The organism is Paenibacillus gansuensis (genome assembly GCF_042684925.1).
Lineage (GTDB): Bacteria > Bacillota > Bacilli > Paenibacillales > DY6 > Paenibacillus_N > Paenibacillus_N gansuensis.
Window position 1 is genome coordinate 120,360 of the sequence record NZ_JBHUME010000015.1, and the last position, 13,274, is coordinate 133,633.

The window sequence follows — 13,274 nt, forward strand, 5'->3', positions numbered from 1 at the left end:
CGAACCATCGATGAAGTCCATCACAAAGGTTGTTCCCAGCGGGCAGCCAGTGGAGTTACGACAATGCAGGGGTCGATTTGCTAATCAAAATCATTCACAAAGTATTTCTACAACCTCTGGCTGTAGTCATTAAAGAGAGAGTTTTAGAGCCTTATCAGCTGTTAGAAACGGGTTGGAGAAAGGATAACCACGAAAGCCTTGTATGGGTCAATGATAGCTGTGCAGGGGAACAAGGGGAGGAAGCCAATCTTTTTGTAAGTACGCGGGATTTGGGATTTTGGGGTTATCTGCATTTAACAAAAGGGAATTACGAAGGGAAGCAGATTCTGCCAACTTCCATCTTCGAGGAGACGATAAAAATAGCTACTCCTGCAACCCTTGATGACGACTTGCCCCGAAACGGTTTTTTTTGGTGGGTGCAAGATAGGCCTCAAGCTTCTTCTGAATTAGGAGGAAGACTGCCGAAAGGTTCTTTTCAATCACTTGGGTTCTACGGGAACGCAGTTCTCGTGATACCTGAATATAACGTAGTGGCTGTACGTATGCTAAATCAACTTAACCGCAATCCCGCAGGTTATGATTATTTGCAGGATATTCAGACGTTTGGGAATATGGTATGTGATTGTTTTGCTGGAATAAAGACGTAGAGGAGGCCATTCAAAACATGATTATAAAAATTGCTGTCATTTTACTAGTCTCATTAATGCCCGCCGTCTATTACGTAAAATATCGGCTGTGGGGAAAACGTTTGTAAGAGAGGCAGGCTGATGAGATGAACGAAAGTTTAAATATAGAGCACTATATGCGGCTCAGTTACAACATAATTACTGAATTCGTAGCGGACAGCCCGTTTACTTCTGAACCTTATTACTTCGGGTTGATCGAGGAACTGCCGGATTGCCATGCTTTTGGAAACGATATGCCAAGCTTGTTAAAAGAGTTACAGCGTATTAAAGAGCAAATGATCGAATCACGTCTGGCTAACGGGGAATTCATTCCGGAGCCAGGGGACTTAAGCTTGCGCAGACCATCCCGGGTTAGGGTTATGCTCTATGGGGAGATTTCTGAGTAGAAACATTTTTAAATATACAGAACGACACTTCAGTTATAACCATTTTCCGCATATATGCCATTGGTTGGAGAGAGTAAACTATCCTTATAATCCATCACATGATCAACTTCAATATGAAACATTTCCCGGACGAATTAAATGGCAGATATCAGGCAGTTCAGCTGTTTCTAAAAGATGATGACGGTAGAACGTACGGTGGTCTGATCGGGGAGATATGTTGGAATTGGATGCAGATTGAGTTTGTGTATGTTGCCGAAGAGCAGAGGCGGATGGGTTACGGTAAGAGTCTCCTGATCGAAGCAGCAAGAATTGCCAACGAGAACAAATGCGATTTTATCAAATTAGATACTTTGAGCTTTCAGGCATTAGATTTTTATAAGAAACAGGGGTTTCATGTCTTCGGCGAGATTCCCAATGCTGGGGGCTACACACATTATTATTTGAAAAAAGATATATGACAGGTGAAGCCTACATGAACAGTACGGACTACAAAAACTTTTACAACAAGGTCGGCAAAATAAACGGATGGGACTTCAGCAAGCTAAAAACGACTTCCGAGGGTGAGCGGTGGAATTTTTTCCAGGAGGTCGCCAAAAGGTGTAGAAAGTCTGATCTATTGCTTGATATCGGTACGGGAGGCGGGGAAGCTCTGTTATCAATTGCAGATGCGGCTCTGCTGCTGGTTGGCATCGACCGTTCGGAGGGGATGATCCAGACCGCTTTGGAAAATCTGAAGAAGTCGTCCGCGTCTAACGTTCGCTTTGTGCAAATGGATGCCGGTCGTCTCCATTTTCCTCAACCATTCTTTCAAGTGGTGTCCTGCAGGCACAGTGAATTTTATGGTGATGAAGTTTGGAACATATTGGCGCCGGATGGCGTGTTTTTGACACAGCAGGTGGGTGAGCATGATAAGGCCAACCTCAAAGAAGCTTTTGGGAGAGGCCAAGAATATGGTACTGAAAAAGGAGCCCTAAAAAAGAAATATCTCTCCGAACTGGCGGAGGCTGGTTTCACTGAAATTCAGAGTTTTGAGTACGATGCAGCGCATTATTTTGAGACTTATGAGGACTTGGTTTTCTTTTTGAAATACACACCGGTCATTCCGGATTTCGGGAGAATGGAAAGTGATTTTGATATTTTGCAAAAGTTCGTAGAAACCAATCTCTCAGAAAAAGGGATCAGGACCAACATGGAAAGGTTTATGATTATTGCTAGGAAATGACGTTTTGCGTTGCAAATGGGGATGAAATATTAATGGATTGAGGTGTCGGAAATGAGGAATCTAGGCTCGCTAAATGTAAATTTCATTACGTTGTTCGTTGAAGATTTGAGAGGTACGAGGGAGTTTTATCAAGAGGTTTTTGGCCTTTCGCCCGCATATGAAGATGAACATTCTGCTGTATTTACCTTTGGGAACCTGGGCATTAACCTGTTACAAATTTCTGAGGCGGAAGAGCTGATTACCCCCGGAACGGTTGCGAATGATGAGGCTGGATCCCGTTTTGTGCTGACTATTGGCGTGGATGATGTGGATGCTGTGTGTGATGAGTTGAAAAAGCGTAATGTTACTCTATTAAATGGTCCTATCAATCGGCCGTGGGGAGTGCGGACAGCAAGCTTTGCCGACCCGGCGGGGCATGTCTGGGAGATTGCACAGCAACTGAGTAGCTGACCATCGGAGGGGAGCGCATGCAAGAACAGCAATGTCTAGGCTGCCGGCTAGCCAATCATCTGGCGGAGACGCATACCATTTATGAAAATGAACTCATTACATGCATCTTGGATATTGCGCCAATTCATGAAGGACATATGTTGATTCTCCCCAAGCGGCATTACCAAGATGTCGATGACTTAGATGAAGCCACGGCGAATGAAATTATGAAAGCCTCGGCGATGTTGGCAAGGGTTATAAAGCTGCAATTTGAGCCTGACGGAATAACGGTGATCCAAAACGGCGGAAAGTTCAATGACTTGACCCATTACCATATGCATATGTTTCCACGATACGATTCGGATGGGTTTGCTTGGGTTGAACCGGCCGAGAATTTGCACGCCAAAGATGATCTAACTGTAACCCGTGAGAAATTGAAGAAAACAGTGAGTTTATTTTGCAAGCAAGGCTAGGTGATTTTATGAAGATAAGTGTCTTTTTTGCAGCAATTCTTTTCCTGTTTTCTCTCGTCATATTACCAATTAATAAGGCTTACGCCTGCAGTTGTGCGGAGCTTGAACCGAAAGAGGCTTTTGAGAAAGCAGAATCGGTATTTACAGGTAGAGTGTTAAGCAGTAAACAACAACGTATACAAAACGGTGTGATGGGAGCCATAGAAAACAGGGATGTAAATCTGTTGGAAGTACAAGAAACCTGGAAAGGCGTTAATCAATCTCAAGTCATTGTTTATGACAATGGACATGAAGCGTCATGTGGTTTTCATTTTTCGGTAGGTAGTACCTATCTTGTTTATACTTATAAAGGCAAAGACGGTGAGCGTTACACTAGTTTTTGCAGCCGTACTAATGAAGTATCCAAAGCTGGCGAAGATTTGAAGTTTTTAGGACAGGGTAAACCGGCAGAAAAAGAGGTGAACCTTGAAGGTGAGCTGAAACGGATTTCAAATAAGGATTACGACATGGAAATTTTCATTGTAGGCATTGTGGTTGTTGGCGCTGTGACTTTTTTTGTTGTTAGAAAGGTCAGACGGAAGAGTTAAGTTCTTTGGTTAAAATAAACATGGATACAAAGTAAGGAACACGGACAGCTGGTGACTCCATACCCCAAAGGACTTAATTTTGGAGAAATGGTTTATATACAAAAAACCGTATCTACAAGCCGCAGAACCTCATCTCTGCTTGTATCGGGATGCCACGGAAATAATTTTGACCAAAGCTAATAGGGATCGAGTGATACCTAACAGGGAATTGTACGGATATGGGTATGATGCTTATTTTGTTACAAAAGGTCACCAACGTCTCTATGAAGAGTTTGTAGCTAAGAACGTAACCATAATACGCCCCCTGGGCGTTACGGATTACAACAATAAGGAATTTGTAATCGAGGACATCGATGTTAGATGGATAGCTTTTGGAATTAAGACAAGCTGAGCTCAAAGCATTTCTCTATGTAGAGAAGTGCTTTTTGGTTTTTCGGGCTTCTCCATTTTAACGAATCCGATACACGCTAATTGGCCAAATTCGGGGGAGTTTGCAAGCTAACGAATCGTAGACACGCTATTTGACGGAAAAAGCTGCTTTGAGGGGAGAAAACGGCGGAATAAGGTGTGTGGAGTTCGTTAGAATTCAAATGGGCGGATTTTAGCCGAAATAGCGTGTGTGGGATTCGTTAGCTGAAGGCAGACTGTTGCGGACTGTGCGGAGGTAGCAAAGGCAGCTGAAGTGTCGGAAGTCTGGGGAGAAGCAGATTGCTGAAGTGGCCTAGTGGCTGATGTGACTGATGTGACTGAGTGGCTACTGCGGCGAATCGAACGATTTCGCATAAAACAATCAAAACATATTGTAAAACGATAAATTTTGTGCTAAATTCAATATCGACAATAACTTAGTGAGGTGTATGTGATGGAACGAGGATCAACACTTTTTTTGAAGGCAGCCGTGGTGGTGATTGGGCTCCCGATACTTGCTTTATGTATCCTGGCGCTGCCTGAGGGGATTAAGGATTCATTGGGGGACCCTTATCCGTTTAATCTGGTGGTACCTATTATCATTGGTTTGTATTTAGCGGTGATACCGTTTTATGCTGCGTTGTATCAGGCTTTTAAGCTTTTGGGCTATATTGACAAGGGTGTAGCGTTTTCCGACTTATCTGTAACAGCGTTAAAGAAGATCAAATTTTGTGCGTTTGTCATCAGCGGTATTTTTGTAGCATGCCTGCCCCTCCTGTTTCTGATTGCGGACGAAGACGATGCTCCTGGTCTTATTGTAATGGGTATGGTGCTTGTGTTTGCGTCTGCTGTGATCGGCGTATTTGCAGCTCTCCTTCAGAAGCTGTTGAGACACGCAATTGATATTAAATCAGAAAACGACTTAACGGTCTGAGGTGAAACCATGGCGATTATTATCAACATTGACGTGATGCTGGCGAAACGGAAAATGAGCGTGACCGAGCTTTCGGAGAGGGTTGGAATTACGATGGCCAATCTATCCATATTGAAAAATGGCAAGGCCAAAGCAATCCGAATCTCCACGTTAGAGGCGATTTGCAAGGCTTTGGAGTGTCAGCCGGGGGATGTTTTGGAGTATAGAAGTGATGAGGACGATCAAGGAGGAAACGAACCAAGGAGCTAGGAGGTATTCATTATGTTGGTCAGATTCATCGATAAAAGCCAATTTACCGTAATCGGCAAAATGGGGAAAGGACCCGCGGAGCAAGGTTTTTCCTGGATCCCGCCCTTATGGCAAGAAGCAAATGACAGTTTTGCCGAGATAAGCAGCCTTGTAAAACTGGATGACGACGGGAATATGGTTGGTTTTTGGGGGGCTATGAGTGATGTGAGCGAGACTTTCCAAAGGTGGGCAGAGGAAGGGAAGTATGTAGCGGGCTGTGAGGTTAAGGATGATGCTATTGCGCCCAATGGATGGACCAAATGGGTCATTCCCTCTTTCAAATATGCCGTTGCTGCATGTACTCAGGAGTCTTACCAGTCGGTTTTTCGTCAGATGGTGGATGAATATTTACCTAAGCACGATTATCAAATTGTTGGAGCTATTCATGAGTTTTATGATCCCCAAAGCCCTCCCGGTGAATTGTCGCTATACTTTCCTATAGAGAAAAAATAAAACAATAGCAGCTTAAGACATCCGTCTTAGGCTGCTTCTGTTTACTCTAAACGATTAGCGCGCCATCCCTTACCGCAGCCGGTCTCCACTGCGCTTCACATACTGTTCAACCACATAACGCCAAGGGATGGCAAAAGGGAATATCAAGACCAGCAAACAGGCAGAGGCTGTCGACCAGGTGGCAGCATCCATTTGACCGGAGGACCACAGCGGGAGGGCAACAACGATCAGCCAGATCGACTTCCACAGCATCTCCCAAAAGAGTATAGGCAGCATTTTCAACGGATACCGCAAGCCCAGGACCGACAGAGCCCAGAAGGCGGCCAGCATGCACTGCACCACGCCTTCCATCCGTTCCCACGGTTGATCTTGTTGAATGAATCCAGGCAAAACCTTAAAACCCAGCCCCACAACAACCAGAAGATACAGCCCCCTCAGAAAATAAAGCCGAACCAACGAGACTTCCACCATTCCGTTTCCTCCCTGTTTTACACTATGAAAACTAGACATAGGTCTTCATCATCCACTCCGTAATACCGAGTCTCTCTGACTCGTGCAGCTGTTCGACATCATCCATTCTTATGATAGACCCATCTTTTATTGCTATGAAGCTGTCTAATACCGGCTCGATTTCCGTGATCTCATGGCTGGTCATGAGTAGAGTTTGAACTTCCAAGTCGAGGTAAGAGATCATTCCCTTGACGATCGACTGTCTCACCATCGGGTCAAGCCCGGACAGCGGCTCATCCATTAGAATGTAAGGTACTTCTCTGGCTAGCGTAAGAGCGATCTTTACTTTTCCGCGATTGCCTTTGGATAAATCTCTGATTTTCTTGTCGGCTTCCAGCTGCATAAACGCCATGATATCTTTAGCTTTTGCAGGATGAAAGTCAGGAAATTGAGAGGCTTGATAGGCCAGTGCCTCGCGAACCGTGAACATAGAATAAAACGAATCCTGATCGGATAAGAAAGCAACAAGTTTACTGATTCGTCTGTGCGCAGGCTCGCCGTCAATCGTTACTGATCCGCTCGATGGCTGCACAAGCCCGGCAATCAGCTTTAATAGAGTAGACTTCCCGCTGCCGTTCGCGCCCACAATGCCTATAATTTTACCCAAGGGCAGCGTTAAGGAAATGTCCTTAACTGCATAGTCCTTCTTATATGTTTTAGAAACATGAATCAATTCAATCACGTTCTTCATCCCCTTTGGCCCTTTTGGTTAAGTACTCTTGCAGCCCTGAGGTGATCTCGCTTGCACTGTACCCCATTTCCTGCATGACCTGGACAAATATCGAAATCTGTTCCTCTTTCAATTTCCCGCGCAGTTCAATCAGAAGATCCTCGTTTTCCGTAACGAATGTGCCTTGACCCCTTCTTGTTTCGACGATTTCCTCACGCTCCAATTCACTGTAAGTGCGCTGAATCGTATTCGGGTTCACATTGAAGGTTATAGCCATTTCACGGACAGAGGGAAGCTTTTGGCCCGCTGCTAACTCTTTGCTTACAATTTGCCGATGGATCCGGTCTGCCAATTGCAGATAAATGGGTTTTGAAGTATGAAATTCATCCATCCATCGTTACACCTCAACTTTCCTGTCAATGATCCAAGAACTTACATAAACTAGTCCGGCTATAATCACAAAATAATAAAGATATTCACCTGCAAATGTAGGTATAGGATCCATCGGGAAAGTCGGGAAGTTTACTTCCATGTTTCCCCACTGCGTTACGAGCTTGTATAGAGAAGTAGAAGTAATTAGGGATCCAACCGAGCCCGGCAAGATGACAGCTGCGAGAAGAGCGGCCCATGTCCAGCGCCCGATTCGATGCTTAAGTGAATGGTATAGGGACCATAAAAGAATCACCCACGCCCCAATCCACACGGAGATCATGATCGTATGAACAAAAATCAGCAATCCCGCCATCCAAATGTCCGTCCAATGCTCTTTTAGTAAGCTAAATCTGGAAACTGCCAACATCCCCGCCATCGAATACAAAACAACCAGGGAGATCACAGCCATGACGATCCCATTCAACAGCTTACTTAGAAGTAAGGTCGCGGCTGGAAGCGGATGGTGGAGCCAGATGTGAAGCTGACGGGCCTCCGATTTCAAGCTGGCAAACAATAGGACCGGCAGATAAAAAATGTGAAACACAACAGCAGCTAACAACGGTATAAAAACATATAATTTGTCACCGCCGGCCATCAGCAACGCAAGCACTAAGATCAACAAATTCATAACCAAGCCGGCAAGTAACAAAGTCCGTGATAACCGAAAGTCCTTTCTGAAAAGAGCTGTCCACGCAGCCATCAAAAATCCCCCTTGTATTTAAAATCCATTCCGCTATATAACATTGTATTAATGTAATAGTACACTAAGTCATCGCTACACGTCTACCATAATTTTCAAAACAATCGCTCTAATGAAAAAAAGGGCTGTCCTAAAGGTATAAGTACCTTTTGGGACAACCCCTAATAGTTAAGCTTAAACCGCTGCAGCCTTCCGGTCAGGAGGAAGAAAAAACGCCACAGCCCCGATCAAAGGCAGGTAAGACGTGACCTGGAACACGAACTGGATGCTGGTCGCGTCCGCCAAGTTCCCCAGCAAGGCGGAACCGAGACCTCCTAGGCCGAAAGACAACCCGAAGAACAGGCCGGAGACCATGCCGACTTTGCCCGGCATCAGTTCCTGTGCGTACACGATGATGACGGAGAAGGCGGAGAACAGGATCAGTCCGGTGAAGATACAGCAGATTGTTGCCCCGGCTAGGCCCAGGTAGGGAAGAGCGATGGAGAACGGTGCTGTGCCGAAGATAGAGAACAGGATCATATTTCTTCGTCCGAACCGGTCGGCTAAAGGCCCTCCCAGGAATACGCCGAAAATGCCGGAGGCAAGCAGGGCGAACAGGAAAAACTGCGATTCTTTTACGCTAAGGCCGAACTTATCGATGAGGTAGAAAGTGTAGAAGCCGTTCATGCTGGACAGATAAAAGTTTTTGGAGAATAGCAGAAGCACCAGAAGGCCCATGGAAATCCACACTCTGCGCCTGCTTAGGGTCTCACCAAAACTGGAGGTTACCGCACGTTTCTTGGTTAGGCGCCGTTCCAGGGACCCTGCATACCAACGGGCGACATACGATTGCAGCACGAAAGCAGTGACCGCAGCGAGCCCAAGCCAAGCGGCTCCTTCGACCCCCAACGGATACAGCAGATAAGCTGTAATCAAGGGCGCCATCGACTGCCCCAGGTTCCCGCCGGTCTGGAAGATGGACTGTGCCAAACCGCGGCGCGGGCCTGCTGCCATATAGGCAACGCGTGACGACTCGGGGTGCATGATGGCGGAGCCGATCCCGATAAGAGCTGCGCAGAGCAGAATCAGCGGGTAGTTTCCCGCATAGGCGATGCCCACAACGCCGGCCAGCGAGAACAATGTCCCGATGGGAAGCATGTAGGGCATCGGCCTGCGGTCCGTATAGGCGCCGATAAGCGGTTGGAGCAGCGACGAGGTAATGTTCAGCGTGAACCCTATGTACCCGATTTGAGCAAAGCTGAGCTTCAATGAGTCATGCAGCAAAGGGTACATAGCGGGGACAACCGCTTGAATGGTGTCGTTCATTAAATGCACGAAGCTGATAGCAAAAAGGACCGAAAACACGGTCACAGCAGCCGAATTCGGCTGCGATCCGGTTCCTGCGCCCAAAGGCTGGGCTGCGGGAGCCGGTGCGGATGGTACGGATGACATGCAGGTGAATCCCCCTTTCGGTTCCGGCGGCGCATGGGAAGGCCGGTATCTGTTGCCCCACATCTTAACAGATTTGCACCCTTGTGACCACGCACAAAAGCCGTATTCCCGATCAGGAAATACGGCTTTTCCCGCCTAATTTCAACCGAAACCGGCTTACAGGGTCCGCAGCAGGTTTTTTAATGCGTGGAATACCCCTGCTGGCCTGAGCCTGCTTTTTGCTGGATGTACTGCTGCGTTTTTTGCAAAGTTTGCTTGTACTGTTGAATCTGCTTCCCGATCTCCTGCTGCAGGGCCGGGGAGGAAGCGTTGTACATATTTTGGTTCTCCATAAAACGGTACAATTCGGTTTGCTGAGAAAGCGTGCTGTTCAGCAAGTCCGAGAACGTGCGCCGGACCGTGGGACAACTCGACTCCATAAATGCCGTAGTATACTCCCGCGCGGTACGCTTTAAATCGGCCAAAATCGTATATAGAAGGTCCTGATCTTCCATAAATGCGGCCTGCTGCCCGCTTTGTTGTCCTCTCATTTGGCCTTGGTAGGTTTGCCCTTGCCCTTGACCTTGGAACGACATAGGTTGCTGCTGATCCATTCCATCTTCTCCTTTTTCCTGCGTAAGGTATCCCTTTTATTGCTGCGGCTGTGTTGGGGCCATCTGATAGTGCTGTTGTAAAGTGTTCATAAGCGTATGGTAATGCTGCTGATGCAAATCGAGCATGTGCAGGCAGGCGCTGCGGACGTTCTGATTTTGCGTGGAAAAAGCGGCGGCCGTGCATTGCTTCATCAACAGATCTTCGTTGGACATCGAATCCACCAGGTATTCAAGTTCTTTGGCCGTAATCGGCTTGTGCTGCTGCATGTTCATCGGTATCCCTCCTTTCAGACTTGGATAACATGCCCAAAATAACAGGCTCTCATGTATGAACTTGCCCGGGTTATACGAAACTAAGGAATGGTCTTCCATGATTCATGCGAACAGAAGGAGAAGAAGAACTTGGATAATTTAAAAGAAGGTACATTATACTGGCTGGATACCCTGCCGGACCCTCCGGTTTATCCGAAGCTGGAAGAGGATATCGAGTGCGAGGTACTGGTAATCGGAGGCGGGGAGAGCGGAGCGCTCATATCGTATGCTTTGCGGGAGCAGGGAGTAGACGCAGTGGTCGTAGACCAGCGCGATATTTCGCATGGCAGTACATGTGCGAACACAGGTCTGCTGCAGTTTCAGAACGACAAGTCGTTAACCGGCTTTATTCATACGTTTGGCGAGGAAAAAGCAGTCCGCATGTACAAACTGTGCGAGCAGGCCGTCATCGAGCTGGACCGGATTACCTCGACTTTGGACATCGATCCTCAATTTGCAAGAAGAGACAGCCTGTACTACGCCTCCTGTCCGGAGGATCTGCCTAAGCTAAAAGAAGAGTACAATAACTTGAAGAAGCATGGATTTAACGTTGAATTTTGGGACGAGGCAAAAATCCGAAGCAAGTACTCTTTTGGTAAAGCTGGTGCGATTTACTCCATAGGGGACGCGGAAATTAATCCGTACCGCAATGCGGTATCCGTGCTGCACACGTTGCATAATAAAGGCATGCGCATCTATCAGCACACCGAAATCCAGCGGCATGCCGCGGAGAAAGACCATATCGTGTTTTATACGGCCGACGGCCGCAGCATTAAGGCGCAGAAAGCGGTCATCGCCTCGGGTTACGAAACGCAAAAGTTCAAGACTAACCCGAATGCCGTGCTTACTTCTTCTTATGCTCTGGTGACGCAGCCTTTCGATTCTTTCCCTGGCTGGCATGAACGAACGCTGATTTGGGAGACGGCGCGACCTTACCTATATGTACGGACGACCAAGGACAACCGCATCATTATCGGCGGCAGGGACGAGAACACGGTCATTCCGGAGGAGCGTGAGCGGATGTTGAAGCAAAAGACGAAGCTGCTGCTGGAAGACGGTGAGAAGCTGTTTCCTGAGCTGGGGCCGCTGCGGGCGGATTACGCCTGGGGAGCAACGTTCGGCTCGACGCATGACGGCCTGCCGATGTTCGGTGAGCAGGATGGGTTCCCGCATTGCTACTTCGCGCTTGGCTATGGCGGCAACGGAACGGTGGCCAGCACGATTGCCTCCAAAGTAATCACAGAACTGATCGTGCGGGGCAGCAGCCCGGATGCAGAGCTGTTCAGGTTTGACCGTCCTTCGAAGTCACAGTGAGGGCGGCAGTGGTTGGGCGCGCGCGTTTGGGTTAAAGGCGGTTCCCATGCTGGTCAAACACATACACACACTTACAGGGCAGCCAGGTTGCTTAGTAAAGTAACTTGGGAGGCGCCCGTGCGGAAGCTTTGGCTTTGGCTAGTGGTTAACGGCATCTCCTACGGATAGTGGCAGTGTGCTATTTGTTATGTGCTATCGAGTTTCGGCTATCGGTTAGTGGCTATGTGCTGCGAAAACGGTGAAATGTTGCATTTCGTACAACTTTTCCGGCGGTTTCAGGTATCCAAAACAGCGAATGTTGTACGGCGTACAACAAATTAGGGGATCTTATCGGATCTGGCCCTGAAATTGTTGTACAAGATGCAACAATCCAGGGAAAACAAGCTGATTAGCGGCTAATTGTTGTATAAAATACAACTTTTTGAGATCCAAGGGAACTCCGCGCATGTCTTACTCTCCGCGCGAAAGTTAGATTCAGCTCATCGAAACTATTTTTGATGATAAAGGAATTTTTACTCCCGAAACCGAAGTAAGCGGTATCGCAAACGGATTAGGGAGGAATGGAAAGATGGCTTTTGTTCAATGTGATTTTTTCTCGGAAGTGTTGGGGATCGGCGCTTCGATGAATGTTATCCTGCCTCAGGCAACGTCTCAGCAAATTGGGATGGAAGGAGCGGCGGCTCAGAGCGGGAGACATCCTGTATTGTATCTGCTGCATGGGCTGTCGGACGATCACACGACATGGATGCGACGGACTTCGATCGAACGGTACGTATCGGGTATGGGACTCGCTGTGGTGATGCCGACGGTGAACCGGAGCTACTATACGGATATGAAAGAGGGGGCGCGCTACTGGACGTTTGTGAGTGAGGAGCTGCCGCAGCTGGCCCGGTCGTTCTTTCCGTTGTCCGACCGGCGGGAAGACAACTTCGTGGCGGGCCTATCCATGGGCGGCTACGGCGCACTCAAGCATGCGCTGCGGCATCCCGGCCGTTACGCAGCGGCAGCCAGCTTATCCGGCGCGCTTGATTTCAGCGGCGGCTCCACCACGCTATCCCCGCAAGAGTACGCACGCATTGCGGGCAGCCGGGAAGAGGTCAAGGGCACAGACAATGACCTCTTCGCCTTGGCGGAAAAGGCGGCACAGCTCCCTGCGGACCAGCAGCCTCTGCTGTTCCAGTGCTGCGGAACCGAGGATTTCCTGTACCAGGATAATCAGCGGTTTCTGAAGCACGCCCGGAGCCTGGGACTCCAGCTCACTTACGAAGAAGAGCCCGGCGACCACAACTGGGACTACTGGGATCTGAAAATCCAGCGTGTGCTGGAATGGCTGCCATTGCAAAAGCAGATGTAGATTATGACTTGAGAGGGCCCGCGGAAGCGGGTCCTTTTTTTCATTGTGGTACTCCCGAATTTCTGCACAGCTGCTATGTGTTGTAACTTTTC

19 protein-coding genes are annotated in these 13,274 nt (G+C 47.9%); 12 read left to right on the plus strand and 7 right to left on the minus strand.

Annotated elements, in window-relative coordinates:
• Positions 1-77 precede the first annotated feature (77 nt).
• The 10 genes from ACFSUF_RS21485 (at position 78) to ACFSUF_RS21530 (ending at position 5,866) form a co-directional block, all read left to right on the plus strand.
• The gene (locus ACFSUF_RS21485) at positions 78-647 is read left to right on the plus strand and encodes a serine hydrolase (protein ID WP_377606442.1); all 570 of its coding nucleotides are present in this window, start codon (positions 78-80) and stop codon (positions 645-647) included.
• A 125-nt stretch (positions 648-772) separates the two neighbouring features.
• Positions 773-1,072, plus strand: a complete 300-nt coding sequence (locus tag ACFSUF_RS21490) for a type II toxin-antitoxin system HicB family antitoxin (RefSeq protein ID WP_377606444.1) — start codon at positions 773-775, stop codon at positions 1,070-1,072.
• 113 nt (positions 1,073-1,185) lie between these two features.
• Positions 1,186-1,530, plus strand: a complete 345-nt coding sequence (locus ACFSUF_RS21495) for a GNAT family N-acetyltransferase (protein ID WP_377606445.1) — start codon at positions 1,186-1,188, stop codon at positions 1,528-1,530.
• Positions 1,531-1,544: 14 nt separating this feature from the next.
• Positions 1,545-2,294: a class I SAM-dependent methyltransferase gene (locus ACFSUF_RS21500; protein ID WP_377606447.1), complete on the plus strand. Its 750-nt coding sequence runs from the start codon at positions 1,545-1,547 to the stop codon at positions 2,292-2,294.
• Between the two features lie 51 nt (positions 2,295-2,345).
• Positions 2,346-2,744: a VOC family protein gene (locus ACFSUF_RS21505; protein ID WP_377606449.1), complete on the plus strand. Its 399-nt coding sequence runs from the start codon at positions 2,346-2,348 to the stop codon at positions 2,742-2,744.
• Positions 2,745-2,761: 17 nt separating this feature from the next.
• A complete protein-coding gene (locus tag ACFSUF_RS21510) occupies positions 2,762-3,196 on the plus strand; it encodes an HIT family protein (RefSeq protein ID WP_377606452.1) in 435 nt (144 codons plus the stop codon).
• Between the two features lie 8 nt (positions 3,197-3,204).
• Entirely contained in the window at positions 3,205-3,783 is a 579-nt protein-coding gene (locus tag ACFSUF_RS21515; RefSeq protein WP_377606454.1) for a hypothetical protein, read from the plus strand.
• Positions 3,784-4,645: 862 nt separating this feature from the next.
• Positions 4,646-5,125 carry a DUF2975 domain-containing protein gene (locus ACFSUF_RS21520; protein WP_377606455.1) on the plus strand — a complete coding sequence of 160 codons (480 nt, stop codon included), beginning with the start codon at positions 4,646-4,648 and terminating at the stop codon, positions 5,123-5,125.
• Between the two features lie 9 nt (positions 5,126-5,134).
• A complete protein-coding gene (locus ACFSUF_RS21525) occupies positions 5,135-5,374 on the plus strand; it encodes a helix-turn-helix domain-containing protein (protein WP_377606457.1) in 240 nt (79 codons plus the stop codon).
• Between the two features lie 12 nt (positions 5,375-5,386).
• A complete protein-coding gene (locus ACFSUF_RS21530; protein ID WP_377606458.1) occupies positions 5,387-5,866 on the plus strand; it encodes a GyrI-like domain-containing protein in 480 nt (159 codons plus the stop codon).
• A 69-nt stretch (positions 5,867-5,935) separates the two neighbouring features.
• Here the strand turns inward: ACFSUF_RS21530 and ACFSUF_RS21535 are convergent, their stop codons facing one another.
• From ACFSUF_RS21535 to ACFSUF_RS21565, 7 genes are all read right to left on the minus strand, one after another.
• Complete coding sequence (locus ACFSUF_RS21535) at positions 5,936-6,337, minus strand: hypothetical protein (protein WP_377606460.1); 402 nt, start codon at positions 6,335-6,337, stop codon at positions 5,936-5,938.
• Positions 6,338-6,368: 31 nt separating this feature from the next.
• Positions 6,369-7,058 carry an ABC transporter ATP-binding protein gene (locus ACFSUF_RS21540; RefSeq protein WP_377606462.1) on the minus strand — a complete coding sequence of 230 codons (690 nt, stop codon included), beginning with the start codon at positions 7,056-7,058 and terminating at the stop codon, positions 6,369-6,371.
• Positions 7,051-7,437, minus strand: coding sequence for a GntR family transcriptional regulator (locus ACFSUF_RS21545; protein ID WP_377606463.1), 387 nt, complete (start codon positions 7,435-7,437; stop codon positions 7,051-7,053). Before ACFSUF_RS21545 ends, ACFSUF_RS21540 begins: the two co-directional genes overlap by 8 nt.
• 6 nt (positions 7,438-7,443) lie before the next feature.
• Complete coding sequence (locus ACFSUF_RS21550; protein WP_377606465.1) at positions 7,444-8,178, minus strand: hypothetical protein; 735 nt, start codon at positions 8,176-8,178, stop codon at positions 7,444-7,446.
• A 174-nt stretch (positions 8,179-8,352) separates the two neighbouring features.
• A complete protein-coding gene (locus tag ACFSUF_RS21555; RefSeq protein ID WP_377606467.1) occupies positions 8,353-9,609 on the minus strand; it encodes an MFS transporter in 1,257 nt (418 codons plus the stop codon).
• A gap of 179 nt (positions 9,610-9,788) precedes the next feature.
• The gene (locus ACFSUF_RS21560; RefSeq protein WP_377606468.1) at positions 9,789-10,202 is read right to left on the minus strand and encodes a spore coat protein; all 414 of its coding nucleotides are present in this window, start codon (positions 10,200-10,202) and stop codon (positions 9,789-9,791) included.
• A gap of 36 nt (positions 10,203-10,238) precedes the next feature.
• Positions 10,239-10,475 carry a hypothetical protein gene (locus tag ACFSUF_RS21565; protein WP_377606470.1) on the minus strand — a complete coding sequence of 79 codons (237 nt, stop codon included), beginning with the start codon at positions 10,473-10,475 and terminating at the stop codon, positions 10,239-10,241.
• 129 nt (positions 10,476-10,604) lie between these two features.
• Between ACFSUF_RS21565 and ACFSUF_RS21570 the strand changes: the two genes are divergently transcribed.
• On the plus strand, positions 10,605-11,828 hold the full coding sequence (locus ACFSUF_RS21570) for an NAD(P)/FAD-dependent oxidoreductase (protein WP_377606472.1): 1,224 nt from the start codon (positions 10,605-10,607) through the stop codon (positions 11,826-11,828).
• Between the two features lie 568 nt (positions 11,829-12,396).
• Positions 12,397-13,182 carry an alpha/beta hydrolase gene (locus ACFSUF_RS21575; RefSeq protein WP_377606474.1) on the plus strand — a complete coding sequence of 262 codons (786 nt, stop codon included), beginning with the start codon at positions 12,397-12,399 and terminating at the stop codon, positions 13,180-13,182.
• Positions 13,183-13,274 lie beyond the last annotated feature (92 nt).

Excerpts from the sequence above, each read along its gene's own strand:
- ACFSUF_RS21575 (WP_377606474.1), top strand. The coding sequence starts at position 12,397 with ATGGCTTTTGTTCAATGTGATTTTTTCTCGGAAGTGTTGGGGATCGGC.
- ACFSUF_RS21525 (WP_377606457.1), top strand. The coding sequence starts at position 5,135 with ATGGCGATTATTATCAACATTGACGTGATGCTGGCGAAACGGAAAATG.
- ACFSUF_RS21545 (WP_377606463.1), bottom strand. The coding sequence starts at position 7,437 with ATGGATGAATTTCATACTTCAAAACCCATTTATCTGCAATTGGCAGAC.
- ACFSUF_RS21565 (WP_377606470.1), bottom strand. The coding sequence starts at position 10,475 with ATGAACATGCAGCAGCACAAGCCGATTACGGCCAAAGAACTTGAATAC.
- ACFSUF_RS21550 (WP_377606465.1), bottom strand. The coding sequence starts at position 8,178 with ATGGCTGCGTGGACAGCTCTTTTCAGAAAGGACTTTCGGTTATCACGG.
- ACFSUF_RS21495 (WP_377606445.1), top strand. The coding sequence starts at position 1,186 with ATGAAACATTTCCCGGACGAATTAAATGGCAGATATCAGGCAGTTCAG.
- ACFSUF_RS21530 (WP_377606458.1), top strand. The coding sequence starts at position 5,387 with ATGTTGGTCAGATTCATCGATAAAAGCCAATTTACCGTAATCGGCAAA.
- ACFSUF_RS21500 (WP_377606447.1), top strand. The coding sequence starts at position 1,545 with ATGAACAGTACGGACTACAAAAACTTTTACAACAAGGTCGGCAAAATA.
- ACFSUF_RS21520 (WP_377606455.1), top strand. The coding sequence starts at position 4,646 with ATGGAACGAGGATCAACACTTTTTTTGAAGGCAGCCGTGGTGGTGATT.
- ACFSUF_RS21555 (WP_377606467.1), bottom strand. The coding sequence starts at position 9,609 with ATGTCATCCGTACCATCCGCACCGGCTCCCGCAGCCCAGCCTTTGGGC.
- ACFSUF_RS21505 (WP_377606449.1), top strand. The coding sequence starts at position 2,346 with ATGAGGAATCTAGGCTCGCTAAATGTAAATTTCATTACGTTGTTCGTT.
- ACFSUF_RS21510 (WP_377606452.1), top strand. The coding sequence starts at position 2,762 with ATGCAAGAACAGCAATGTCTAGGCTGCCGGCTAGCCAATCATCTGGCG.
- ACFSUF_RS21515 (WP_377606454.1), top strand. The coding sequence starts at position 3,205 with ATGAAGATAAGTGTCTTTTTTGCAGCAATTCTTTTCCTGTTTTCTCTC.
- ACFSUF_RS21490 (WP_377606444.1), top strand. The coding sequence starts at position 773 with ATGAACGAAAGTTTAAATATAGAGCACTATATGCGGCTCAGTTACAAC.
- ACFSUF_RS21560 (WP_377606468.1), bottom strand. The coding sequence starts at position 10,202 with ATGGATCAGCAGCAACCTATGTCGTTCCAAGGTCAAGGGCAAGGGCAA.
- ACFSUF_RS21535 (WP_377606460.1), bottom strand. The coding sequence starts at position 6,337 with ATGGTGGAAGTCTCGTTGGTTCGGCTTTATTTTCTGAGGGGGCTGTAT.